The 19,974-nt window shown below is 71.1% G+C and carries 26 protein-coding genes, 1 tRNA gene and 1 riboswitch; of the genes, 6 read left to right on the top strand and 21 right to left on the bottom strand.

The window, feature by feature from the left end; genetic code table 11:
* Positions 1-12: 12 nt before the first annotated feature.
* From BJ981_RS18165 to BJ981_RS18120, 10 genes are all read right to left on the bottom strand, one after another.
* Positions 13-177, bottom strand: coding sequence for a thiocillin family RiPP (locus BJ981_RS18165; RefSeq protein WP_184612509.1), 165 nt, complete (start codon positions 175-177; stop codon positions 13-15).
* 87 nt (positions 178-264) lie between these two features.
* Entirely contained in the window at positions 265-411 is a 147-nt protein-coding gene (locus BJ981_RS18160) for a thiocillin family RiPP (protein ID WP_184612508.1), read from the bottom strand.
* Positions 412-453: 42 nt separating this feature from the next.
* Entirely contained in the window at positions 454-612 is a 159-nt protein-coding gene (locus tag BJ981_RS18155) for a thiocillin family RiPP (protein WP_184612507.1), read from the bottom strand.
* A gap of 32 nt (positions 613-644) precedes the next feature.
* Complete coding sequence (locus tag BJ981_RS18150) at positions 645-815, bottom strand: thiocillin family RiPP (RefSeq protein WP_184612506.1); 171 nt, start codon at positions 813-815, stop codon at positions 645-647.
* Between the two features lie 23 nt (positions 816-838).
* The gene (locus BJ981_RS18145) at positions 839-1,006 is read right to left on the bottom strand and encodes a thiocillin family RiPP (protein ID WP_184616216.1); all 168 of its coding nucleotides are present in this window, start codon (positions 1,004-1,006) and stop codon (positions 839-841) included.
* Between the two features lie 20 nt (positions 1,007-1,026).
* Positions 1,027-1,191: a thiocillin family RiPP gene (locus BJ981_RS18140; protein WP_184612505.1), complete on the bottom strand. Its 165-nt coding sequence runs from the start codon at positions 1,189-1,191 to the stop codon at positions 1,027-1,029.
* 5 nt (positions 1,192-1,196) lie between these two features.
* Positions 1,197-1,952: a nitroreductase family protein gene (locus BJ981_RS18135; RefSeq protein WP_184612504.1), complete on the bottom strand. Its 756-nt coding sequence runs from the start codon at positions 1,950-1,952 to the stop codon at positions 1,197-1,199.
* Positions 1,949-3,565 carry a tpaE gene (locus tag BJ981_RS18130; protein ID WP_184612503.1) on the bottom strand — a complete coding sequence of 539 codons (1,617 nt, stop codon included), beginning with the start codon at positions 3,563-3,565 and terminating at the stop codon, positions 1,949-1,951. The genes BJ981_RS18135 and BJ981_RS18130 overlap by 4 nt, the downstream gene beginning before the upstream one ends.
* Complete coding sequence (locus tag BJ981_RS18125) at positions 3,565-4,212, bottom strand: TOMM precursor leader peptide-binding protein (RefSeq protein WP_184612502.1); 648 nt, start codon at positions 4,210-4,212, stop codon at positions 3,565-3,567. Before BJ981_RS18125 ends, BJ981_RS18130 begins: the two co-directional genes overlap by 1 nt.
* 22 nt (positions 4,213-4,234) lie before the next feature.
* Positions 4,235-5,602, bottom strand: a complete 1,368-nt coding sequence (locus BJ981_RS18120; RefSeq protein WP_184612501.1) for a YcaO-like family protein — start codon at positions 5,600-5,602, stop codon at positions 4,235-4,237.
* Between the two features lie 327 nt (positions 5,603-5,929).
* On the opposite strand from BJ981_RS18120, the gene BJ981_RS18115 reads away from it, so the two are divergent.
* Positions 5,930-6,745 (top strand): AfsR/SARP family transcriptional regulator, encoded by an 816-nt coding sequence (locus BJ981_RS18115; RefSeq protein WP_184612500.1) that lies wholly within the window; start codon positions 5,930-5,932, stop codon positions 6,743-6,745.
* A 185-nt stretch (positions 6,746-6,930) separates the two neighbouring features.
* On the opposite strand, the gene BJ981_RS18110 is transcribed toward BJ981_RS18115, so the two are convergent.
* The 4 genes from BJ981_RS18110 to BJ981_RS18095 all read right to left on the bottom strand — a co-directional run bounded on the left by BJ981_RS18110 (position 6,931) and on the right by BJ981_RS18095 (position 9,512).
* A tRNA-Lys gene (locus BJ981_RS18110) sits at positions 6,931-7,004 on the bottom strand.
* Between the two features lie 113 nt (positions 7,005-7,117).
* The gene (locus BJ981_RS39220) at positions 7,118-7,705 is read right to left on the bottom strand and encodes a hypothetical protein (protein WP_307837817.1); all 588 of its coding nucleotides are present in this window, start codon (positions 7,703-7,705) and stop codon (positions 7,118-7,120) included.
* Positions 7,706-8,056: 351 nt separating this feature from the next.
* Positions 8,057-8,187: riboswitch (cyclic di-AMP (ydaO/yuaA leader) on the bottom strand.
* Positions 8,188-8,807: 620 nt separating this feature from the next.
* Positions 8,808-9,206 carry an OsmC family protein gene (locus tag BJ981_RS18100; RefSeq protein ID WP_184612499.1) on the bottom strand — a complete coding sequence of 133 codons (399 nt, stop codon included), beginning with the start codon at positions 9,204-9,206 and terminating at the stop codon, positions 8,808-8,810.
* A 30-nt stretch (positions 9,207-9,236) separates the two neighbouring features.
* Positions 9,237-9,512, bottom strand: coding sequence for a hypothetical protein (locus BJ981_RS18095; RefSeq protein WP_184612498.1), 276 nt, complete (start codon positions 9,510-9,512; stop codon positions 9,237-9,239).
* A gap of 159 nt (positions 9,513-9,671) precedes the next feature.
* On the opposite strand from BJ981_RS18095, the gene BJ981_RS18090 reads away from it, so the two are divergent.
* Positions 9,672-10,049, top strand: a complete 378-nt coding sequence (locus BJ981_RS18090; protein ID WP_184612497.1) for a phage holin family protein — start codon at positions 9,672-9,674, stop codon at positions 10,047-10,049.
* Between the two features lie 35 nt (positions 10,050-10,084).
* On the opposite strand, the gene BJ981_RS18085 is transcribed toward BJ981_RS18090, so the two are convergent.
* Entirely contained in the window at positions 10,085-11,095 is a 1,011-nt protein-coding gene (locus BJ981_RS18085; RefSeq protein WP_184612496.1) for a LacI family DNA-binding transcriptional regulator, read from the bottom strand.
* A gap of 179 nt (positions 11,096-11,274) precedes the next feature.
* On the opposite strand from BJ981_RS18085, the gene BJ981_RS18080 reads away from it, so the two are divergent.
* On the top strand, positions 11,275-12,174 hold the full coding sequence (locus BJ981_RS18080; protein WP_184612495.1) for an amidohydrolase family protein: 900 nt from the start codon (positions 11,275-11,277) through the stop codon (positions 12,172-12,174).
* Complete coding sequence (locus BJ981_RS18075) at positions 12,171-12,680, top strand: cysteine dioxygenase (protein WP_184612494.1); 510 nt, start codon at positions 12,171-12,173, stop codon at positions 12,678-12,680. The genes BJ981_RS18080 and BJ981_RS18075 overlap by 4 nt, the downstream gene beginning before the upstream one ends.
* On the opposite strand, the gene BJ981_RS18070 is transcribed toward BJ981_RS18075, so the two are convergent.
* The 6 genes from BJ981_RS18070 to BJ981_RS18045 all read right to left on the bottom strand — a co-directional run bounded on the left by BJ981_RS18070 (position 12,677) and on the right by BJ981_RS18045 (position 18,713).
* Complete coding sequence (locus BJ981_RS18070; RefSeq protein ID WP_239139213.1) at positions 12,677-13,762, bottom strand: glycerophosphodiester phosphodiesterase; 1,086 nt, start codon at positions 13,760-13,762, stop codon at positions 12,677-12,679. The genes BJ981_RS18075 and BJ981_RS18070 overlap by 4 nt on opposite strands.
* Before the next feature lie 173 nt (positions 13,763-13,935).
* Positions 13,936-15,414, bottom strand: coding sequence for a benzaldehyde dehydrogenase (locus tag BJ981_RS18065; protein ID WP_204070226.1), 1,479 nt, complete (start codon positions 15,412-15,414; stop codon positions 13,936-13,938).
* A 24-nt stretch (positions 15,415-15,438) separates the two neighbouring features.
* The gene (locus tag BJ981_RS18060) at positions 15,439-16,227 is read right to left on the bottom strand and encodes an ABC transporter ATP-binding protein (RefSeq protein WP_184612492.1); all 789 of its coding nucleotides are present in this window, start codon (positions 16,225-16,227) and stop codon (positions 15,439-15,441) included.
* Positions 16,208-16,969 carry an ABC transporter permease gene (locus BJ981_RS18055; RefSeq protein WP_204070225.1) on the bottom strand — a complete coding sequence of 254 codons (762 nt, stop codon included), beginning with the start codon at positions 16,967-16,969 and terminating at the stop codon, positions 16,208-16,210. The genes BJ981_RS18060 and BJ981_RS18055 overlap by 20 nt, the downstream gene beginning before the upstream one ends.
* Entirely contained in the window at positions 16,966-17,745 is a 780-nt protein-coding gene (locus BJ981_RS18050) for an ABC transporter permease (protein WP_184612491.1), read from the bottom strand. Before BJ981_RS18050 ends, BJ981_RS18055 begins: the two co-directional genes overlap by 4 nt.
* Positions 17,742-18,713: an ABC transporter substrate-binding protein gene (locus BJ981_RS18045; RefSeq protein ID WP_184612490.1), complete on the bottom strand. Its 972-nt coding sequence runs from the start codon at positions 18,711-18,713 to the stop codon at positions 17,742-17,744. Before BJ981_RS18045 ends, BJ981_RS18050 begins: the two co-directional genes overlap by 4 nt.
* A gap of 214 nt (positions 18,714-18,927) precedes the next feature.
* Here BJ981_RS18045 and BJ981_RS38255 point away from each other — a divergent pair, with 214 nt between their 5' ends.
* Positions 18,928-19,050: a hypothetical protein gene (locus tag BJ981_RS38255; RefSeq protein WP_260324660.1), complete on the top strand. Its 123-nt coding sequence runs from the start codon at positions 18,928-18,930 to the stop codon at positions 19,048-19,050.
* Positions 19,051-19,127: 77 nt separating this feature from the next.
* Positions 19,128-19,919: an IclR family transcriptional regulator gene (locus BJ981_RS18040; RefSeq protein ID WP_184612489.1), complete on the top strand. Its 792-nt coding sequence runs from the start codon at positions 19,128-19,130 to the stop codon at positions 19,917-19,919.
* Positions 19,920-19,974 lie beyond the last annotated feature (55 nt).

The following is a 19,974-nucleotide window of genomic DNA, read 5'->3' as shown; positions in this document are numbered from 1 at the left end:
TCGCCCGGGGGATCAGCCGTAGGTCGACGAGGTGCTGAGGCTGGACGCCGAGGTCGCCGGGCACGACGCCGTCGACGCGGTGGCCGCGCACGCGAAACAGCCCAGCGCGTCGCCTTGCGGCAGCTCCTCGATGCCGAGGTCTTGGTCCAGGGCGTACAGCTCGAACCGGTCGGACATGGTGGTCACCTCCCTACGGGGATTTGGCGGCCGGCCTGGTGTCAGGCTCGTCCGCCGCTTCTCAGGCGGTGTGCCCGCCTGGCGGGACTAACGGCAGGCCCAGGTGCCTACGGTGCTGGCGGGACACCCCAAGGTCCCCAGCGTCGAGATGGGCACGCCCAGTGCGGCGGCCTCCGGCAACGGCTCGACGGGCAGTTCGACGTCCAGCGCGTACAGGTCGAAGTGGTGAGACATCGTGTGACCTCCCTTTCGGATCGTGTGAAGTGCCGGCATGGATCAGCCGAAGGTCGAAGCGGTGCTGGCGGTCGCCGCCGAGGTGCCGGGGCACGACGCGGTCGAGGCGGAGCTGGCGCAGAACCAGCTGCCGAGCGCGTTGGCCTGCGGCAGTTCCTCGATGCCGAGGTCGCCGTCGATGGCGTAAAGTTCGAGCTTCATGGTGTTCACCCCCCTTCTGGGAAAAGGCGCTTTCAGCTCGCGGTTCCGGCGGTCATCGCCGTGCTCGCGGTGCTGAAGGGACAACTGGCGGTCGACGCGGTTCCCGAGGTGCCCCACGTGGCCAGTGCCGCCGCTTCCGGCATGTTCTCGATGAGCAGTCCGTCCGCGGGCAGCTCCACCGCGTGCAGGTCGAGCGAGTGCATGGATACCTCCTGGTGGGGCGCGGTCAGCCCGCGCACCCGACCGTCATGGCGCAGGTCGCAGAACTGACCGGGCAGCTCATCGTGCCGACCGTGGACATCGAGCTGTAGGTGCCCAGCGCCACTCCGTCCGGCATCCGCTCGCTCGACAGGGCGCCGTCGGGCAGTTCGACGGCGTGCAGGTCGAGGGCCATCACAATCACCTCCTTGCCGATCAGGTGTAGCTGGAGAAGCAGGACAGCGAGGAGGCGCTGGTGGCCGGACACGAAGCCGTGGACGCCGTGCCACCGCTGGATACCGACGCCAGCGCGGCGCCCTCGGCGAGGGTCTCCAGCTCCAGCGAGTCACCCAGCGCGTACAGGTCGAGCTTCTCTGCCATGCGTGTCACCTCCTTTCAGAGGCGTCGTGGCCGGCGGCCGTTCCGCCGGCGCCGATCTCGGGGTTCGCCCCGGCCGGAGTACCGAGGGCCAGGGCGAACAGCTGGTGGCGGGAGGACCCGTCGCAGTGCAGCGGAACGCGCACGGAGGAGGGGATGAACCCGGCGAACACCGTGCCGACCAGGCCGCAGGCGACCGCCTCCAGCCACGCCGCGTAGGCGGCGGCTCCGGCACGGGTCATCAGCATCCGGTAGCCGTGCCCGCCGTGCGTCTCGGCCGCGTGCTCCAGGTCACCGGTGACGGTGATGATCGCGGCCGAGTCGCAGAACTCGCTCTGGATCGTCATGTCGCGCAGCGCCTCCCGCGGGGGCAGCGGCGCCAGGGCGGTGAAGGACAAGGCGAGCGGATCCAGGGCGTACATGCCGCTCTCCAGCCCGTCCACCCGGAAGGCGACGACGTCGAGGCTCAACGGGCAGCACTCGTGCTCGGCGGCCCAGGAGTCGGCGTCGTCGACCAGGCCGCGGGCGAGCACGTCGGCCAGCAGGCGGGCGTCGACCGCCTCGCCGGAGTAGAACCGGGTGGAGTGGCGCCGCCGTAGCGTGCTCAGCAGGTCCGAGCGGGGGTGGCCGGTCACCGGGAAGGTGATCGTGTCTCCCAGGCCGGCCCGGTCCGGCCTGTCGCGGCGCACCTGGCCGGCCCGCGCGGGCGGCGGCGCGGAGAAGGAGGTCATCAGTTCGGTCGCCAGGTCCAGCGGTCCGCTCACCGGGCGCCTCCGATCGGGGTCGAGAAGTCGATCACGGCCGTGATCGGCTCGCTGTCGGGCCTGACGTTCAGGGCATGGCCGATCGAGGCGTCATCCCAGTGGAGCCGGAAGTCCAGGCGCAGGCCGAGAGCCCCGCCCACCTCGCGGGCGGTCGCCTGCGCGCAGCCGGAGTCCAGGAGCACGATGCGGAGCGCGAAGGGGCCGTACTTCTGGGCGACCTTGGCGAAGTCGCCGGTCAGCACCATCGTCAACGGCGCGTCCCCGCCCACCGCGCCGACCTCGGGCGACAGCCACGCCAGCCGCTGCTCCGACAGGACGTAGCCGTAGAGGCCCGGCTCGATCCCCGGCACGTCCCGCACCGCCGCGTAGGCGGTGACCGAGCCGATGTTGCCGCCCGAGGCGGTCCACCGCTGCACCCTTTGATCGTTGACGCCCTGGATTCCCGCGACCGTGGCGAGCAACAGCGCCGTTTCCTCCCCGGTGATCTTCCCGGAGGGGGTGGGGTCGGCCAGCCGTTCGGGTCGCGGCACGGGCAGGGCGACGCACGGCGCGACCGGCCAGGTCTTCGACCTGCTCTGCAGGGCGATGTTCGACGGCTTGTAATGCATCTGGTGGGCCTTGATGTCGGCGAACGCCTTCGGTGGAAGGCTCACCGCCGCCTCGTAGCGTGCCGCGAGCGACGCCCGCTCCGCCGCCGGGCCACCGGCGATCGAGCAGCGGGGGCAGCCCGGCCTGGTCGCCGCCGACAACTCCGCGTGGCCGAGGGTCTCCAGGTCGACCGAGCGCCACCGGATCGGCAGCGTCGAGGGGACGGCCCGCGAGATGAGCGCGAACAGCTCGCGGGCGAACAGCGCCACCGCCAGCCCGGCGTCCGCCGCCGTCGCGTCCCGCTCGTCCAGCCCGTCCTCGGCGGCCTGGCAGTCGAGGCACGGGCTGAGGCCCGGCTGGGTGAGCGGGCCGAGGATCGCCCGGCGGCCGGACAGGCGCAGCCGGAGCAGGGGGATGTTCTTGTCCCAACAGTGCTCGGCCAGTTCGCGGCCGGCCATGCCCAGGCTGACCACGAACGTGGTGTCCGCCCTCGGCACGACGTCGGCGGCAGGCTGGATCGTCAGCGAGTCCGACAACTCGGCGTCCAGCAGGCGGATCAGCTCGGGGTCGCCGAACGCCTCCACCCGCGCCGACCGCAGCCGCGCCACGGCCTGCTCCCACGCCGGGTTGGCGCCGGTCGAATCGCCCAGCCGCGACAGCACGTCCGCCAAGGGATCAGGCACCGGCGCGGAAAGGGGCGTCTCCGGAGCGGCCTCCTCCACCACGCCGCACGTCCACAGCAGCGACAGCGCCTTGAAGACGATCTCCTCGGGGACCTCCAGCTCCTCGGCCAGCCGGGCATGCGACCGCTCGCCGGTACACGCCTCCAGCAGCCTGGGCAGGAACTCGGTCGCCGAGGCCCCGCGGAAGAGCTGCCGCTTCGGGCCTCCCTCCACGGCCACCTCGCCGGCCCCGACCGCGATCACCAGGCCGCGCCGGACCCGGGGTCTGACCGGGATGCGCAGTTGGGGGTCCCACTTCGCGACGGCGCCGATCCGCTCGGCCGTCAGAACATCGTCCGCCATCACGCACCCGCCCTTCCGGTGGCCGCCCGCGTCGCCTCGGCGAGCTCGCGCCACAGTTCCTCGCTGTCCGACGTTCCTCTGCAGCGGGGGCAGCGGTCCCCCGCCACGACGGCGGACGAGCCCAAGGCGCCGGTGACCAGGTTCAGGCGGCGCACCGTGCCCCCGATCGCGCCCCCGGCCGGGCCGTCCAGAGCCTCGGCGATCGCCTGACGGGCCAGAGCCGCGGTGATCCCGACATGGTGGGCGGCGAACCCGGTCGGATGCTCGTCGCCGGCGGCCGGGGTGAAGATCGAGCGCCGGTGCTGGTGACGCCGGTTGACGAAACACCGGTGGCAGGCGGTACGGCCGGGGGTGACCACCGGGCCGACCCTCACCTCGGTCGGCTCGGCGCAGATCTCCAGCCACGGCAGGCGCCAGATGAACGCCTTCTCGTCGATCGCCTCGCTGACGCGCGGCCGCTCGTGTGAGGTGGCGAAGACCAGCAGGTCGGCGCGGGGCCACAGGCTGGGATGCGTGCCGTGGTCGGCCGGCTGCACCGTCACCTCGTCCAGTTCCGGCAGTTCTCTCGAGCGCAGCCGGTCGGCGACCGCGTGCCCGAACGGGCCGGAGGCGAGGATCAGGGCATGGCGACGCAGGTCAGGCGGCATACGGCTCTCCTTACGCGGTCGATCAGGCGAACGGCTGGGGGTGGGGGTTGACGTCGGCCTCGGCGTGCACCGGGTGGCCCATCGCCGCGGGAGCCTCGTACAGGCGCGGGTGTCCCAGGTAGCGGGCACGGTGCATGAAGCTCAGCGGCATCGCCTGCGGCACCATCACCCGCACCACGTGCGCCCCGACCTGGCGGGCCTCGTCGGTGGTGATGTCGGCCACCACCACCTCGCAGCCCGCGGCGTGCAACCGTTCGAGCAGCCAGGCCAGCACCTGGCGGTCGCCGGCCCCGGCGGGCGGAGTGGGCAGGTCGGCCAGGCGGTGGACCGGCCGATCCCCCTCCAGCAGGAAGTCGAACAGATGCCGCTTGTCCGGCGAGCCGGCCAGCAGGGCGCCCCCGGTCACGCTCAGCGTGTCCTCCGGGGCCACGTTCGGATTCCTCTCGTCACCCGCCAGCGCCCGCAGCGCGATCCGCAGCGAGGCCGCCTCCCTGTACCACTTGGCGATGGCCCGGCCCGGGTCGACATCGCAGGTGGCCACCACCGTCTGGGCGATCACCGGATCGTGGTCGGCCAGCACCAGCCCGTAGATCACCGGGATGCCGAGGTCGGTGGTCGCGTCGAACATCACGGCCCGGGTGTTGTGGTTCGCGGCGCGCTCGGCGAACGCCCGGTGCTCCGGGGCCAGTTCGCCGAGGTCGAACTCCAGGCGGGGCAGGCGCAGCCGCTGCAGCCAGGTGAGGGAGATCGAATCGCGCTCCACCACCTCCAGCAGTCCGTTGACCACCGCGGCGATCGGCTCGGAGTGGGCGGCGCACCCGGTCGAGATCGGGTGGACGTGGCGCTCGGCGGCCGACTCCGGCGGGTACTTCAAATACACCTGCGACGCGGGGACGTACACCTTGCGGCCCCTGGTCAGGGAGTACGCCTCCACCCAGCGCAGCGGAATCCTCGGGTCCGGGGGCACCAGCCCGCACCTGGGGTCGGCGTACTCACGCCGGGACAGGCTCGGCCAGCCGTCCGGCGGGATGCAGTCCTCGCCCAGCTCCTCCGCGGTGGCCCAGATCGTCGCGTCCGGGTGCCAGGCGCACGAGCTGTAGCGCTCCAGCGATTCGGCCACCGCCAGATGGGCGGCGATCTCCGGGTCCAGTGCTCCGCCCGCGCCGTCGAAATTGCCGGACGACGGGTCGTGCTCCCAATCCCGGTGCGCGGCCAGTACCGCGCCCGGATTGCCCAACGATCCAGAGAAGATGGGGAAACTACTCTCCCCTTCGGTGACGGGCAGCCAGCTCAGCGTGGACACCAGGCCGTAGGCCGACACCAGCCTTCCCATGCTCGCCAGCGAGGCGGGAACGCTCGTCCCCCGTGGAGCCGCCTCGAACAACCTCATGCAGCACGCTCCTGATCAGCATCGATGCCAGGGCGCATCCTTGATCGCGATGCGGTCACCATCATCCTCATGATCCGCATGGCGAACGCATGACCATTCGCCGGGCGAGGGGTTCACGGGAGCGGCCGGGGCGTTCGGTGCCGGGGCGGCCATGGGCCTGGCCTCAGATACCAGCAGCTCAGACCGTATGGAATCAGATGCGTACGCCCCGTAGACAAGCCGGTCGAGCGCTTGCGGCGTTCACACGGCTGTCCTCATACTGACATCCGTGCTGGCAACAATGCGTATTTTGACACCGCAACCGATATTGACAGGGGTGAATAGAGCATGCTCATCGGCCTCTTAGGCCCCGTCGTCGTTCATGGCGAAGAAGAGCGAACCCAAGCCCTGGAACATCGAGCCCGCAGCGTACTGGCAGCCCTCACGCTGCACGTCGGGCAGGAAGTCACGCAAGAACAGCTCGCCACCTTGATCTGGGACCAGGTCCCGAGCGGCGCGGCGAGCAACATCCGCACCTACATCAGTCACCTACGCAAGATCCTCCGTCACGCCGGAGTGTGCAGCGAGACGGTCACCTCCGTCCGCGGTGGCAAGGGCAGCGGCGGCTACCGCCTCAACATCTCCCCCAGCGAGATCGACCTGTTCGTCTTCCACCGGCTCCTCGACGACGGCCAGACCGCGCTGGCGACCAACGAGGTGCGGGAGGCGGAGGCCAAGCTGTCGGCCGCACTGGCCCTGTGGCGCGGACCGGCCGGAGGCCCTGACGTGTCCGGCGCCGGCAGCCTCATGGAATGGCTGGGGGCCCACAACCGGCTACGGGTCGCGGCGCAGGAGGATCTCACCGAGGTCCGCCTGCAACTGGGACGGCACAGCGTGCTCATCCCCCACATCCGGGCCGTTCTCGCCCACCACCCCTACCGAGAACGTTCGTGGGGACAACTGGCCCGGGCCTGCTACTTCGCCGGAGATCTGGTCGGCGCGCTGGACACCTTCGGCCAAGCCCGCGCGGTCCTGGTGGGCGACCTCGGCGTCGAGCCGGGACCGGATCTCCAGGCCATCCACTCGGCCATTCTCAACCGGGCCGAAGACGCCCTGCGCCACCTGCGCTGCTCTCTCGTCTCTCACGCGCACACCTCGACCTGACCGGGCACCGCCACGGCCATCGCGGCCCTTCCATGGCGGCCAGATCACCGACGATGTTCCGGGAGCCCGAGACACCCGACTTTCGGGTACACCTGACCCTCGGGCTCCAACAGATCTCTTGGCAACGATCGCATGACCGGCGGAAATGAGAAGGCCCAGGTCGTACGACCTGGGCCTTCTTCCGGTGCGCCGCCAGGGACTCGAACCCCGGACCCGCTGATTAAGAGTCAGCTGCTCTAACCAACTGAGCTAGCGGCGCATTCGGCTACGGCGACTTTAGCAGTCCCCGCGTGGCTCCGCACATCGGGCGGCGGGCGTAGCCGGGCCTCGCGGGGAGCCCCGCCGATCGGGGGCTCCGCGATCTCGGGGGCGTCAGCCGCCTTGGCCGGCGAGGGTGACGGGGGTGGGGGGCGGGGACGCCGGCTTAGCGTCGCGGACGCCCCAGGCGCCGGTCGAGAACGGGACCGGGTAGTTCTTCTTGCCGACGCCGTCGCCCCACTTGGTGATCACGTACTCGACGTTGATGTGGCCGGCGTCGAAGCCCTTGACGGTGAGCGTGGTGTCGCTGAAGGCGCCGCCGGTCAGCTCCGCGAAGGTCTTGCCGTCGATGTCGAGCATCACGCCGCTGTTGGAGGGGATGCCGGGGCCGCGGTCGCCGATGAAGAACGGGGCCTTCTTGCCCTTGTAGAACACGTATCCCTCGGTGCCGAGCGGCCAGCTCGGGCTGGCGAACAGGCCCTTCTGCATCGGCTTGCCGATGGCGGGGAGGCCGGTGTCCCCCATGCGCCCGGAGGCGTCGTCCCAGAAGTAGGAGGCCTTGGTGGAGCCCTTGAGCAGGATGGGCTTGCCGACCTCGACGGTCGCGACGGGCGTCGGAGCGGTGTCGTCGGCGTGGGCCGCGACGGTGGTGGCGCCGAAGGCGGTGGTGGCTGCGAGGCAGGCGCCGAGAATACAGGACATCGGTCGCCAGGTAGGGGGTACCGCGAAAGAAGTCATGGGGAGATCGGATCTTTCATCAGAAGACAAAGGCCGCACTCCGGGCGCGCCGGGCGCCGGTACGGGGGTGGAAAGCGCTGTCTCTAGGGGTCGGCGGGGCCATGGGCCCATCGCCGTACCGGCGCGTTCCGTGTGGTGCAAGCAGGTGCAAGTAGGGCTGTGGCGTTCTCGCCACGACGTCACAGAGGGCGAGTGCGAAGATGTCGCCCGGTGGACGGCTGCTACGAGCCGACTTGTCCGCCGCTTCTGACGGCGAAGATCCGGGGCTTATGGTAGCCCGGGGAATGGGCTCCGCGGAGTGGGGTGCTCCACTCGGTCTCCTCTCCAATCACGTCTACCGGGTTAGCTGACGGGTTCGGGCTTGGAGTAGCTCCCTACCGCTGGCGCGGATTCACCCCAAAGGACGTGGGTCCCCGGCTCCCCTCGGCCTCGTACGGCCTTGGAGACTCGACTGCGGACGGCGGCCTTCGGGCTGAAGACCAGGTCACCGCCCGTCTTGGGTTAAGACCTTACCCACTTAGTCAGGACAAAGCCAACGTTATCCCCCGAAAGTATTAGAAGATCTACCTGATGTGCAGGAACTTCTCGTTTCGGACACCCGCTGACGGCAACCCACCCCGGCCGCAGGCCCCTCCAGGGGCATGGCGGGTAAAGACGGTAAGTAAAGAGGACGGTGTCGTCACGTCCCAAGGGATGTCGTCGCGCGAGAGGCGCGAGAGCGCGGCCACGCCGGGCCCGCGGGGACCGGCGAGGGGCACGGGGGTGAGTGAAAGGTGGGGGAAATGTGTCGGGGCCGGGCAGTCCCCCGCCTGCCCGGCCCCGATCTCAAACGGTCCAGCGCCGATGCCTTCCCCCAAACGCATCGGGCGGTCCCGCTGACGGACGCGGTCCCCCACCGCGTCCTTTCAGAAAAGATCTCGCAGGCCCCGCCGGATGCCGGTCGCATCCCTTGTGACCTGCCTTAACACTACATACCGGGGCCTGAGCTGCTCGTCATCGCAGGGTATAGATTCGGTCAGAGTCCCAGGGGTTGACCGGGTACGGATGGACCCGGAAACGCAGGCGGCTATTCAGGCAGTTCGAGCGCGACCTCGACGCCCTCCTGGAGGGTGCGGCTCACGGTGCAGTACTTCTCGTGCACCCGCCGCGCCACCGCGCGGTACACCTCGCCGGCCTTGTCGTCGCCCTCGGGAAGCTCGACGTCGTAGGTGATGGTGACCGTGCCGAGCAGGTTGGACTCGGCCTTGTCGGCCTGGACGGTCATGGCCAGGCGCACGAGCCGGTGGTCGCGCTGGGCGGTGAGGGGCTCCACCGTGACGATGTTGCAGCCGCCCACCGCGGCGAGCAGGAGCTCGACGGGGGTGAAGACCCCCTGGTCGTCGCCACCGCCGATGGCGACCTCCGCGCCGCGGGCGTTGCGGGCCACGAAGCCGCCGTCTGTTCGCTCAACATTCACCGATGCCATGGCAGGAGCCTAGAGCCGGTGGACGCCTGGTCAGGCGTCCGGGTGTTTGGACAGGTAGGCGACGTAGACGGGGCGGAGCGCCTCGCCGAGATCGCCTTCGCCGGAGGCGACCGCGTCGCTGAGCAGCGCGGACACCCGGCTGAGGTCGCTCGCGGCCTCGTCGGTGTGACCGCTCGCCGCCTCGGCGGCGGGGATGGCCTTCAGCAGGTCCCACAGGAAGCCGAAGTCGCCGTGCGAGACCGCGTAGTGCACCGCCCTGTCGTGCAGCTCCCTGGGCGACAGCGACTCCAATTCATCCTGATCCATTGAGTATCACCCCTTTCCACCCCTTTCCCCACGATCAGCGGGATATGCAGATCGCGGGACAAGACGATCACCACCGTCCGCACGAAATCGATGCCGACCTGGGGTGCCGGGCACCCCTGCCCTATCGCGGCACGGGCGACCCATGGGACCATCGGCTGTGTGAAGATCATCCTCAAGATCCTTGTGGTCGCGGGCGCCCTCTGGGCGGCCACGCAGCTGATCGACGGGATCACGGTGAAGGACACCACCGCCACGCGGACGGTGGGCACCCTCGTCGCCGTCGCGCTCATATTCGGCCTCGTCAACGCCGTACTCAAGCCGATCATCAAGACGATCGGCTGCGCCTTCTATGTGCTCACGCTGGGACTGTTCGCCCTGGTGGTGAACGCCTGCCTCCTGCTGCTGACAAGCTGGATCGCCACCCAGCTCAACCTGCCGTTCCACGTCGAGGGCTTCTGGGCCGCCTTGCTCGGGGCCCTGCTCGTGGGCGTCATCAGCTGGCTGCTGGACATGCTGCTCGGCCTCAACGACGACTGAGGAAGACCAGGAGAACCGGCCCCCGGGGCGGCGGATCAGCCGCGGCTCAGCACCGAGCCGCGCTCGCGGAGCTCGGGGGCCTGCATGACCCGGCGCCTGCGCGGCTGCCCGTCCGCCGCCGCGGCCACCAGCCGGACGGCGGCCCGGACGATGCCGTCGATGTCCCAGTTGACGCTGGTCAGGCCCGGGGTGAGCAGGCCGGACATCGGATGGTCGTCGTAGCCCATGACCGAGATGTCCTCCGGCACGCGCAGCCCCGCCTCGGCCGCCGCCGCGTACACCCCGTAGGCGATGAAGTCGGAGAAGCAGAACGCCGCCGTGGGCCGGGAGTCCGCGGCGAGCAGCGTCCGGGCGGTGTCGGTGATCGCGGGAAGCCCGTGGGGCGCGTTGACGACCGTGATGTCGAGGCCCAGCCGGTCGGCCTCGGCGATGACGTGCAGGTCGGCGGGACGGTCGGGTGTGCTCGGCCGGGTCGGGGTGAGGACGGCGACGCGACGGTGGCCGCGGGCGCGCAGGTATTCCAGGGCCAGCGTGACGCCGGCGCGGTTGTCGAAGACCACCTCGCCTGCGGTCCTGGCGCCGGCGAGCGAGTCGCCGATGGCGACGACCGGCACGGTCTCGGCGAGCTGGGCCCACATGGGCGCCGCGGGGTCGACAGGCTGGACGATCATGCCGTCCACGCGCTGGTCGCGTAGCTGACCGGCCAGCACGCGCTCGCGGGCCGGGTCTCCCGCCGCGTCGAGGATCAGCGCGTAGCGGTCCTTGTCGCGCAGGGCCCTGCCGATGCCGATCGCCAGGGACTGCTGCCACAGGTCCTCCAGCGAGCCGCACAGCAGACCGATCATGCCGGTGCGCCCGCTGGCGAGGGCGCGGGCGATCGGGTCCGCCTCGTACCCCAGCTCGGCGGCGGCCTGACGGACCCGCTCGATGGTCTCCTCCGAGACCTGCATGCCGCGCAGCGCGTACGACACCGCGGCGGGTGACAGGCCGGTCGCCTGGGCCACCTCGCGGATCGTCGCGCGCTTGCGGGGCTGGGATCGCGACATCACTTCAGCTTAGGCGCAATCGCGGCTCTGCGAGGGGATACGCGCGTGGCGGACTGTTGACGAGGCGCTTCTGAAGCGGTTCACTGAAACGTATCAGTGAACCGGTTCACAGACCCCTCCTGAGCAATGCCGACAATGTCGATAGGGATTGTCGGATATAGTGACCTATGGGAGGTGACATGGGCATCGACGTGCACCAGCACATCTGGACACCGGGCTTCGCCGAGGCGCTGCGCCGGCGGGCACGGCCGCCGTACCTCGACGGCTGGACGCTGCACCTCGACGGCGAGCCGCCGTACGAGGTGGATCCGCGCGGCCACGACCCCGGCCGGCGGCTGGAGTTCAACCGCGCGCACGGCATCGACCTCGCGCTCGTGTCCCTGTCCAGCCCGCTCGGCGTCGAACACCTGCCTCCCGAGGAGGCGTGGCCCCTGATCGACGCCTTCCACGAGGGCGCGCGGGAGCTGCCCGCGTCGCTGCGCGCCTGGGCCGCCACCTGCGTCACCGAGCCCGACCCCGTCCTGACGGCCAAGGCCCTGGACGCCGGGTTCGCGGGCCTGCAACTCCCGGCGACGGCCCTGCCGGACGCCGCCGGATACACCCGCGCCGCCCCCTTGCTGGACCTGCTGGAGGACCGGGACCTGCCCCTGTTCGTCCACCCCGGCCCCGCCTCGACGTCCGAGAGCCCCGCCTGGTGGCCCGCGGTCGTCCCGTACGTCCAGCAGATGCACGCCGCCTGGTACGCCTTCCGCGCGTTCGGACGGCCCCGCCACCCGCGGCTGCGCGTCTGCTTCGCCCTGCTCGCCGGGCTCGCCCCCCTGCACGTGGAGCGGTACATGGCCAGGGGCGGGTCCTCGCGGGGCGCCGTGGACCCGGACGCCTTCCTGGAGACGTCCTCCTACGGCCACCAGGCGATCGACGCGATCACCCGCGCGGTCGGCGTCGAGGTCGTCGTCCTCGGCTCGGACGCGCCGTACGCGTCCCCACCGCGAACCCTGCTCGGCGAGGCGGCCGAGCACACGATCGCGGTCACCAACCCTTCCCGCCTGCTCGACACGAAAGGAGCCGTGCCCCGATGAGCTGGGAATCCCTGCCGGAGCGATTCCTCGACAAGCGTGAACTGCGCGACCTCGTCGAAGAACTCGCCGCCCGGCCGGACCTGTGGTCGCACCACGTGGCGTTCGGCGACACCGGAGAGGCCCGCCACTACGCCTCCCTCCACCGCGATTCCTTCGTGGACGTCTGGCTCATCTGTTGGCGCCCCGAGGACGACACCGGCTGGCACGACCACGACGTGTCCTCGGGCGCGGTCCGGGTGGTCGCGGGCACCCTGCAGGAGTCCAACCCGCGCATCGGCGGCACGCACGTCGAGACGCTGGTGTCGGAGGGCGAATCCCTGTCGTTCGGCCCCGAGCACATCCACCGCATCAACGGGCACTCGGCACATAGCGTGTCGATCCACGCCTACTCTCCCCCGCTGTGGCGCCTCGGCCAGTACTCGATCAGCGAGGACGGCGTGATGCGCCGCGTCTCGGTCAGCTACGCCGACGAACTACGCCAACTCGACGCGGAGGCCCTGGTCTAGAGGGTCTGAACCGGCCGTGCGAGCGCGTCGCGCGTTCGCACGGCCACGCCCGGGTCGTCGGCGAACACGCCGTCGACCCCCAGGCCGTACAGCCGCGCGAGCCACCCGGCCACGTCGCCGTGCGCGGCGGCGTACCCCGGGGCCGCCGGGTCCCCCTTCCTGAACGGCGCGGGTAGGTAGACGTTCTCCGGCCGGACCGTCCAGACGTGCACGTCCAGACCCGCCCGGTGCGCGTCGGCGACCAGCGTCGTCGGCGCCCCGAGCGCGCCGCGGGCGTCCACGGGCGCGACCAGGTTCGTGTGCACGCCGACGCCGTCGGCGTAGGACGCGATCTCGCGCAGCCCCGCGGGAGTAGCCAGGTCCCGGTAGGTGCGCGAGTCCCCCGCGACGACCAGATCGCGCGGCGCGCCGGTCGCCTCCAGGAGCTGGATCAGCCGCAGCCGGGTCCTCCCGCGCAGCGCCCGCAGGTTCGCGGTCTCGAACGACTGGACGAACACCGGATCGGTCCGCTCGGTCCACCCGTACCGCGCGAGCGTGGCGAGCATGGGCTCCTCCAGGGGAAGCCCGATGGAGGCGAAGTACCCCGGATGCTTGGTCTCGGGATACACGCCGACCCCCGACCGCCGCGCCAACGCCACGACCTCGTCGAACGTCATGATCGTGCCCGTACCGCCGAACGCGGCGCTCCCAGGCCGCAACGCGGGCAGACGCTCGACCGCGCGCAGAGTACGCAGTTCGGCCAACGTGAAGTCCTCGGTGAACCACCCGTCGAGCCGCCGCCCGTCCACACTCTTGCCGGTCCTACGCCCCGCGAACTCCGGATGCGCGGCCACATCAGTGGTCTGCGAGATCTCGTTCTCATGCCGGACGACCAGCACATGATCCTTGGTGGAAACCAGATCCGGCTCGATATAGTCGGCCCCCGCCTCAACCGCGACCCGGTAGGCGGCCACGGTGTGCTCAGGCCGATAGGCGCACGCGCCCCGATGCCCGATGACAAGGGGATACGCGACCGAGTCGAGCCCCGGAGCCCCAGGCGCCAAGGCGACGACCCCCGCCATGAACCACTGAAGAGCGATCACATGGCGATGTTACGCTGCGCGACACGCCGATCACCATCGATAACCGATGTCGCGGGGTGAGCTCCAGCCGGAACTCGCGCTCCGGGTCGGCACGGCGTGGACACCGGTCGTGTTCGCCTGACCACTCGAAGGAATCGCAGGTTCCGGCCTTCGCTCACGGCCGGGATGAGGTCCTAGAAGGGGTAGCGGGCGATGTCGCCCTGCATGGTGACCCAGCGGGTCTCGGTGAAGGCCTCGATGTTCGCGTGGGTGCCGCCGAATCTGGAGCCGGTGCCTGAGGCGGCGACGCCGCCGAAGGGGGCGACGGCCTCGTCGTCGACGGTCTGGTCGTTGATGTGGACGATGCCGGTCGGGATGAGGTCGGAGAGGGCCAGGCCCTTCATGGGGTCGCGGGTGAGGATGCCGAGTGACAGGCCGTACTCGCCGTCGGAGGCCAGTGCCGCGGCCTCCTCCAGGGACGAGAACGGCATGACCGGGGCGACCGGGCCGAAGACCTCCTGTGCGTAGGCGGGGGCGGCGGTGGTGAGGTCGTCCAGGACGGTCGGCCGGTAGAACAGGCCCTCGTAGGTGCCGCCCGAGGCCAGCCGTGCGCCGCCCTCGACGCTGCCGGTGACCAGCGCGTGCACCTTGTCGCGCTGGCGTTCGTCGATGAGCGGGCCGAGCGCGACCTCGGCGGTGGCGGGGTCGCCGACCGGCATGCCGTCGGCCTTGGCGGCGAGCCGCTCGACGTAGGCGTCCTTGATCGAGGAGTGGACGAGGTGGCGGCCGGAGGTCATGCAGATCTGGCCCTGGTGGAAGAACGAGCCCCAGGCCCCGGCGGAGACGGCGAGGTCGAGGTCGGCGTCGTCGAGGACGATGAGCGCGGAGTTGCCGCCGAGCTCCAGGTGGACGCGCTTGAGGTGCCGCGCGCCGAGCTCGCCGACCTTCCTGCCCGCGGCGGTGGAGCCGGTGAACGAGATGACGCGGACGTTGGGGTCGGCGACCAGCGCCTCGCCGGCCTCGGGGCCGCCGGGCAGCATGTGCAGGACGCCGGGGGGCAGGCCCGCCTCCTCGAAGACGCGGGCGATGACGACGCCGCCGCAGACCGCGGTGCGCGGGTCGGGCTTGAACACGACCGCGTTGCCGAGGGCCAGGGCGGGGGCGACCGAGCGGATGCCGAGGATCAGCGGCGCGTTGAACGGCGCGATCACGCCGACCACCCCGGCGGGGACGCGGCGGGCCAGGCTGAGCCGCTTCTTGGCCGTCGGGAGGATCTCGCCCATGGGCTGGGAGGCGGTCGCGGCGGCCTCGTAGCATTCCTGGGCGGCGACGTGGGTCTCGAAGCCCGCCTTGCCGGGGACCGCGCCCGACTCGCGGACGAGCCACCAATGGATCTCTTCGGCGTGCTCCTCGAACAGGCGCCCGGCGCGGCGGAGCACGGCCGCCCGGTCCTCGAACGACGCGGCGGCCCAGTCGCGCTGGGCGGTGGCGGCGCGGGCGGCCGCCTCGGCGATGTCGGCGGCCCCGGCGAGGCCCGCCCGGCCGATCTCGGCGCCCGTCGCCGGCGCGACGACCGGGGCGTCCCCGGCGCGCGAGGCGGTCCAGGCGCCGCCGAACACCGACCCCGACCAGACCTTAGGGTCGAGAAGTTCCACGATGATTCCCCTTTCCATGGTGCATCACCGGTGGCCAGGAGCTCACCGGGCGTTCTCGGGGCCGTCCTTGGCCCGCTGGATCCGCGCGTACACGTGGCCGCGCAGCTCGGCGAAGCGAGGCAGGGCGCGGGTGGCGAGCTGGTCGCGCTCGGACGGCAGGTCGACCTTGACGTCGTCCAGGACGACGGTCGGCGAGGCCGACAGGACGATCACGCGGTCGCCGAGGTAGATGGCCTCGTCGATGTCGTGCGTGATGAAGAGCGTGGTGGTGCCGAGGCCCGGCAGCACGCGCAGGATCAGGTCCTCCAGCTCCGCGCGGGTCTGGGCGTCGACGGCGGCGAACGGCTCGTCCATGAGCAGCACGGAGGGCTCGTAGGCCATGGCGCGGGCGATGGCCACCCGCTGCTGCATGCCGCCGGAGAGCTGCCAGGGGTAGGAGCCCGCCACGTCGGCCAGCCCGACGGCGGCGAGCGCGGTGGACACCAGCGTCGCGCGCCGCGCCCGGGGGATCCCCTTCTCCTTGAGCGGCAGCTCGACGTTCCGCCGGACGCTCATCCAGGGGAAGAGGCTGCGGCCGTACTCCTGGAAGACCACGGCCATGTCGTCCGGCGGCCCGGTGACCGGCACGCCGGCGAGGCGGACCGTGCCGGCCGTGGGGGCGAGCAGGCCGGCGACGCAGCGCAGCAGCGTGGTCTTGCCGCACCCGGAGGGGCCGACCACGCAGACGAGCTCGCCGGCGTCGAGCCGGAAGCTCAGATCGCCGACCGCCTCCTTGCCGGTGCTCTCGTAGACCTTCTTCAGGCCGGTGACCTCAAGCACGATGGCTCCCATGCCAGAACAGGACGCGGCGCTCGAACCATCGCAGCAACACGGACAGCCCGAAGCCGAGCAGGCCGAGCAGGAGGATGCCGCTCCACATCTCGGGGATGGCGAAGCCGCGCTGGAACAGCACGATGGTGAAGCCGAGGCCGCTGCTGCTGGCGAACATCTCGCTGATCACCATGAGGATGATGCCGACCGAGAGGGCCTGCCGCAGCCCGGCCATGATCTGCGGGGAGGCGCCGCGCAGCACCAGGTGGCGCAGGCGCGAGGCGGTCCGCATGCCGTACATGCGGCAGGTGTCGGAGAGCACCTCGTCCAGCGCCCGCACCCCCTCCACGGTGTTCAGCAGGATCGGCCACACGCACCCCGAGACTATGACGAGCACCTTCATGGTGTCGTCGATGCCCGCGAGCAGCATGATCAGCGGGACGAGCACGGGCGGCGGGACGGCGCGGAAGAACTCCAGCACCGGCTCGGCCGCGGCGCGCAGCCGCGGGAACAGCCCGATCGGCACGCCGAGCCCCACGCCGAGGACGGCCGCGAGCGCGTACCCGGCCAGCAGGCGGGCCACGCTGGGCAGCGCGTCGTCCACCAGGCGTTCGGAGAGCCAGGTGTCGGCGAAGGCCCGCGCGACCTGCGGCGGCGCGGGGACGTAGAAGCTCTGCGACACCGCGCTGTAGCCCCACCAGGCGAGGACCAGCAGCACGGGCAGGCCGAGCACGCGCGCCGCCCACCGCGCGACCGCGCTCACGGGGCCGCCTCGCCGCGCACGGACGGGTGCCAGGCCAGCACCCGGCGCTCCAGCACGCGCACGCCCAGGTTGACGGCGATGCCGACGAGCCCGGACAGCACCACCAGCGCGTACATCGAGGCCACCGCGCCGCTGGACTGCGCGATCTGGATGCGCAGGCCGAGCCCGGGGCCGCCGATGACCAGTTCGGCGGTGACGGCGAGGATGAACGCCACGGCGGCGGCCAGGCGCAGGCCGGTCATGACGTACGGCAGCGCGGTCGGCCAGACGACGTGGCGGACGCGCGACCAGCGCGACAGGCCGTAGGAGCGGGCGGTGTCGTCGGCCACCGCGTCCACGTCGGCCACGCCGTACAGCACCTGGATCAGCACCTGCCAGAACGAGGCGTACACGACCAGCAGCAGCGTGGACCCGAGCGACGCGCCGAACAGCAGCGTGGCCAGCGGGATGAGCGCGACCGAGGGGATCGGGCGCAGGAACTCGACCGTGGAGTGGGACGCGGCGCGCAGCCCGGGCACGGCGTCGATCACCACCCCGGCGAGCACGGCCGCGCAGAACGCGATGGCCAGCCCGATCGCCCACCCGCGCAGCGTCTCGGCGAGCGCGGTCCACAGCTCGGCGGTGCGCAGCTCGTCCGCCAGGGCGGCGAGGATCCGCGAGGCGGGCGGCAGGAAGCGCGCGTCCACCAGGCCCAGCCGGGGCGCCGCCTCCATGACGACGAGGAGGCAGGCGAACCCGCCCAGGCCGTACGCGGCACGCGCCGCCGTCGTCGTCATGACGCCGGCAGCAGGGCGCCGACGTTGGGCTCGCGCTTCAGGACCCCGTCGCCGAGCGCGGCCTTGGCGACGGCCTCGACGGACGCGCGGTTGATCTGCGTGGGCCATCGGGGGAGGTTCATCTTCGCCAGCACACCGGGATCGATCTTGGTGTAGGTCTTGAGGATGTCGCGTACCTCGTCCGGATGGGTGTCGGCGTACCGGAGCGACTCGTCCATCGCCGCCCTGAACCGCGTGACCAGGCCGGGGTCGGTCTTGGTGGTGGTGAAGTACATGGCCACGGTGAGGTTCGGCGCGGCGTCGGCGAAGTTCCAGGCGATCGGGCGGGCGCCCTGCGCGACGGCCTGGCTGAGGAACGGCTCCACCACCCAGATCGCGTCCACGCGACCGGCCTGCAACGCCGCGGGGGCGTCGGGGAAGGGCAGTTCGACGAACTCGACCTTCGAGGGGTCGCCGCCGGCCTTGCGCACCGAGGCGCGGATCGTGGTGTCGCCGATGTTCTGCTGCTGGTTGACCGACACGCGCTTGCCCACCAGGTCCTTGGCGCTCTTGATGGGGCTGTCGGCCTTCACCAGCACGGCGCTGAAGTCCTTGCCCTGCTCGCCGGTGGAGGAGACGCCGTTGCCGACCACCTTGAGGGGCAGGCCGCGCTCGGCGGCGGTCAGCAGGGACGTGACGTTGCCGAACGCGAACTGGAACTGGCCGCCGACCGTGCCGGAGACGCTGGCCGCGCCTCCCTGGACGGGCGTGATCGTCAGGTCGATGTTCTGCTTGTCGAAGAAGCCTTTGGCCTTGCCCAGGTGGATCGGCGCGGTGTCCACGATGGCGATCACGCCCGCGGTCACCTTGTCCTTTCCTCCGGCCTTCCCGGCGCCCCCGCCGGACGCCGGGCCGTCGCCGGAGGAACCGCAGGCCGCGGCCGATATCAGCAGGACGACCGCGAGACAGATTCGAGCGGAGCGACGCATGAGCGACTCCAAGGGGGGTTGTCCAGGCGAGAAATGTTCGTTCAACGAACCAACGTTCTCCACAAGAACGGTTCAGTGCAAGCTACGCCTTTGGATCACATGCCGTCAACGTTCCGTGTCACGGCCGCACCGACCTCTGTTGACCCGACCCCATCGGGTCAGTAGCGTCCACTATGAGGACGTTTGTTCGTCTCACGAACATGGGGAGATGGGCGTGGCCGAGGTCGTACCCCTCTCGGACGCGATCGAACGGCCGGCGCACGACGGGGAGCGCGGCGCGCGGGAAGGCCTCGCCCCCCTCATTCCCCTCGCCGCCGCCGACCGGGGATGGCCGTGACAGAACCCGGGACAACCCTGGAAGAACAGGGTCCGGCCGTGGCACTGGTATAACGGTCACCGCGAAAGGGGGCCACCATGGCGGAGGAGTACGTCCAGTCGCTGGCCAGGGGGCTCGCGGTCATCCGGGCGTTCGACGCCACGACCCCCGAGCTCACGCTGAGCGAGGTGGCCCGCGCGACCGGCCTCACGCGCGCCGCCGCCCGCCGGTTCCTGCTCACGCTGGTCTCGCTGGGGTACGTCCGCACCGACGGCCGCCTGTTCGCGCTGTCCCCGCGCGTCCTGGAGCTCGGCTACGCCTACCTGTCCAGCCTGTCCCTGCCCGAGGTCGCGCATCCCCACCTGGAGCGGCTGGTCGCCGAGGTGCACGAGTCGGCCTCGGTGTCGGTGCTGGACGTGCCGGACATCGTGTACGTGGCCCGGGTGCCGACCGCCCGCATCATGCGGGTGACGATCAGCATCGGCACCCGCTTCCCCGCGCACTGCACCTCGATGGGGCGCGTGCTGCTGGCCTGGCTGCGGCCCGCCGAGCTGGAGGCGTACTTCGCCAAGGCCCCGCTGGAGCGGCACACCGGGCGCACGCTCACCACGCGCGAGTCCCTCACCGCCGAGCTGGACCGGGTGCGCGCGCAGGGCTGGGCCATGGTGGACCAGGAGCTGGAGGAGGGCCTGCGCTCGATCGCCGCGCCGATCCGCGACCGGAGCGGGCACGTGGTCGCCGCCGTCAACGTCTCCTCCCACGCCAGCAGGACCACCATGCAGTCCGCCCGCCGGGACCTGCTGCCGCCGCTGCTCGCCACCGCCGCGCGCGTGGAGGCCGACCTGCAGGCGACCTCCGGCACCCACCGCACCGCCTTACAGGCCACCTGAACCGTAGGGTGACCGGGGTTGACAACGTTGTCACGCCCGGCCGTGATGCGGAATG

Origin of the sequence: Sphaerisporangium krabiense (genome assembly GCF_014200435.1) — a bacterium.
In the GTDB taxonomy this organism is placed as follows: domain Bacteria; phylum Actinomycetota; class Actinomycetes; order Streptosporangiales; family Streptosporangiaceae; genus Sphaerisporangium; species Sphaerisporangium krabiense.
This window is presented reverse-complemented; position numbering and strand designations above follow the sequence as displayed.

Coding starts and splice junctions, on each gene's coding strand:
- BJ981_RS18120 (WP_184612501.1), bottom strand. CDS start 5,602: ATGAGGTTGTTCGAGGCGGCTCCACGGGGGACGAGCGTTCCCGCCTCG.
- BJ981_RS18145 (WP_184616216.1), bottom strand. CDS start 1,006: ATGGCCCTCGACCTGCACGCCGTCGAACTGCCCGACGGCGCCCTGTCG.
- BJ981_RS18140 (WP_184612505.1), bottom strand. CDS start 1,191: ATGGCAGAGAAGCTCGACCTGTACGCGCTGGGTGACTCGCTGGAGCTG.
- BJ981_RS18150 (WP_184612506.1), bottom strand. CDS start 815: ATGCACTCGCTCGACCTGCACGCGGTGGAGCTGCCCGCGGACGGACTG.
- BJ981_RS18095 (WP_184612498.1), bottom strand. CDS start 9,512: ATGGATCAGGATGAATTGGAGTCGCTGTCGCCCAGGGAGCTGCACGAC.
- BJ981_RS18075 (WP_184612494.1), top strand. CDS start 12,171: ATGAGCTGGGAATCCCTGCCGGAGCGATTCCTCGACAAGCGTGAACTG.
- BJ981_RS18040 (WP_184612489.1), top strand. CDS start 19,128: ATGGCGGAGGAGTACGTCCAGTCGCTGGCCAGGGGGCTCGCGGTCATC.
- BJ981_RS39220 (WP_307837817.1), bottom strand. CDS start 7,705: ATGTCCTGTATTCTCGGCGCCTGCCTCGCAGCCACCACCGCCTTCGGC.
- BJ981_RS18045 (WP_184612490.1), bottom strand. CDS start 18,713: ATGCGTCGCTCCGCTCGAATCTGTCTCGCGGTCGTCCTGCTGATATCG.
- BJ981_RS18060 (WP_184612492.1), bottom strand. CDS start 16,227: ATGGGAGCCATCGTGCTTGAGGTCACCGGCCTGAAGAAGGTCTACGAG.
- BJ981_RS18080 (WP_184612495.1), top strand. CDS start 11,275: ATGGGCATCGACGTGCACCAGCACATCTGGACACCGGGCTTCGCCGAG.
- BJ981_RS18065 (WP_204070226.1), bottom strand. CDS start 15,414: ATGGAAAGGGGAATCATCGTGGAACTTCTCGACCCTAAGGTCTGGTCG.
- BJ981_RS18155 (WP_184612507.1), bottom strand. CDS start 612: ATGAAGCTCGAACTTTACGCCATCGACGGCGACCTCGGCATCGAGGAA.
- BJ981_RS18050 (WP_184612491.1), bottom strand. CDS start 17,745: ATGACGACGACGGCGGCGCGTGCCGCGTACGGCCTGGGCGGGTTCGCC.
- BJ981_RS18165 (WP_184612509.1), bottom strand. CDS start 177: ATGTCCGACCGGTTCGAGCTGTACGCCCTGGACCAAGACCTCGGCATC.
- BJ981_RS18125 (WP_184612502.1), bottom strand. CDS start 4,212: ATGCCGCCTGACCTGCGTCGCCATGCCCTGATCCTCGCCTCCGGCCCG.
- BJ981_RS18160 (WP_184612508.1), bottom strand. CDS start 411: ATGTCTCACCACTTCGACCTGTACGCGCTGGACGTCGAACTGCCCGTC.
- BJ981_RS18085 (WP_184612496.1), bottom strand. CDS start 11,095: ATGTCGCGATCCCAGCCCCGCAAGCGCGCGACGATCCGCGAGGTGGCC.
- BJ981_RS18100 (WP_184612499.1), bottom strand. CDS start 9,206: ATGGCATCGGTGAATGTTGAGCGAACAGACGGCGGCTTCGTGGCCCGC.
- BJ981_RS18115 (WP_184612500.1), top strand. CDS start 5,930: ATGCTCATCGGCCTCTTAGGCCCCGTCGTCGTTCATGGCGAAGAAGAG.
- BJ981_RS18130 (WP_184612503.1), bottom strand. CDS start 3,565: ATGGCGGACGATGTTCTGACGGCCGAGCGGATCGGCGCCGTCGCGAAG.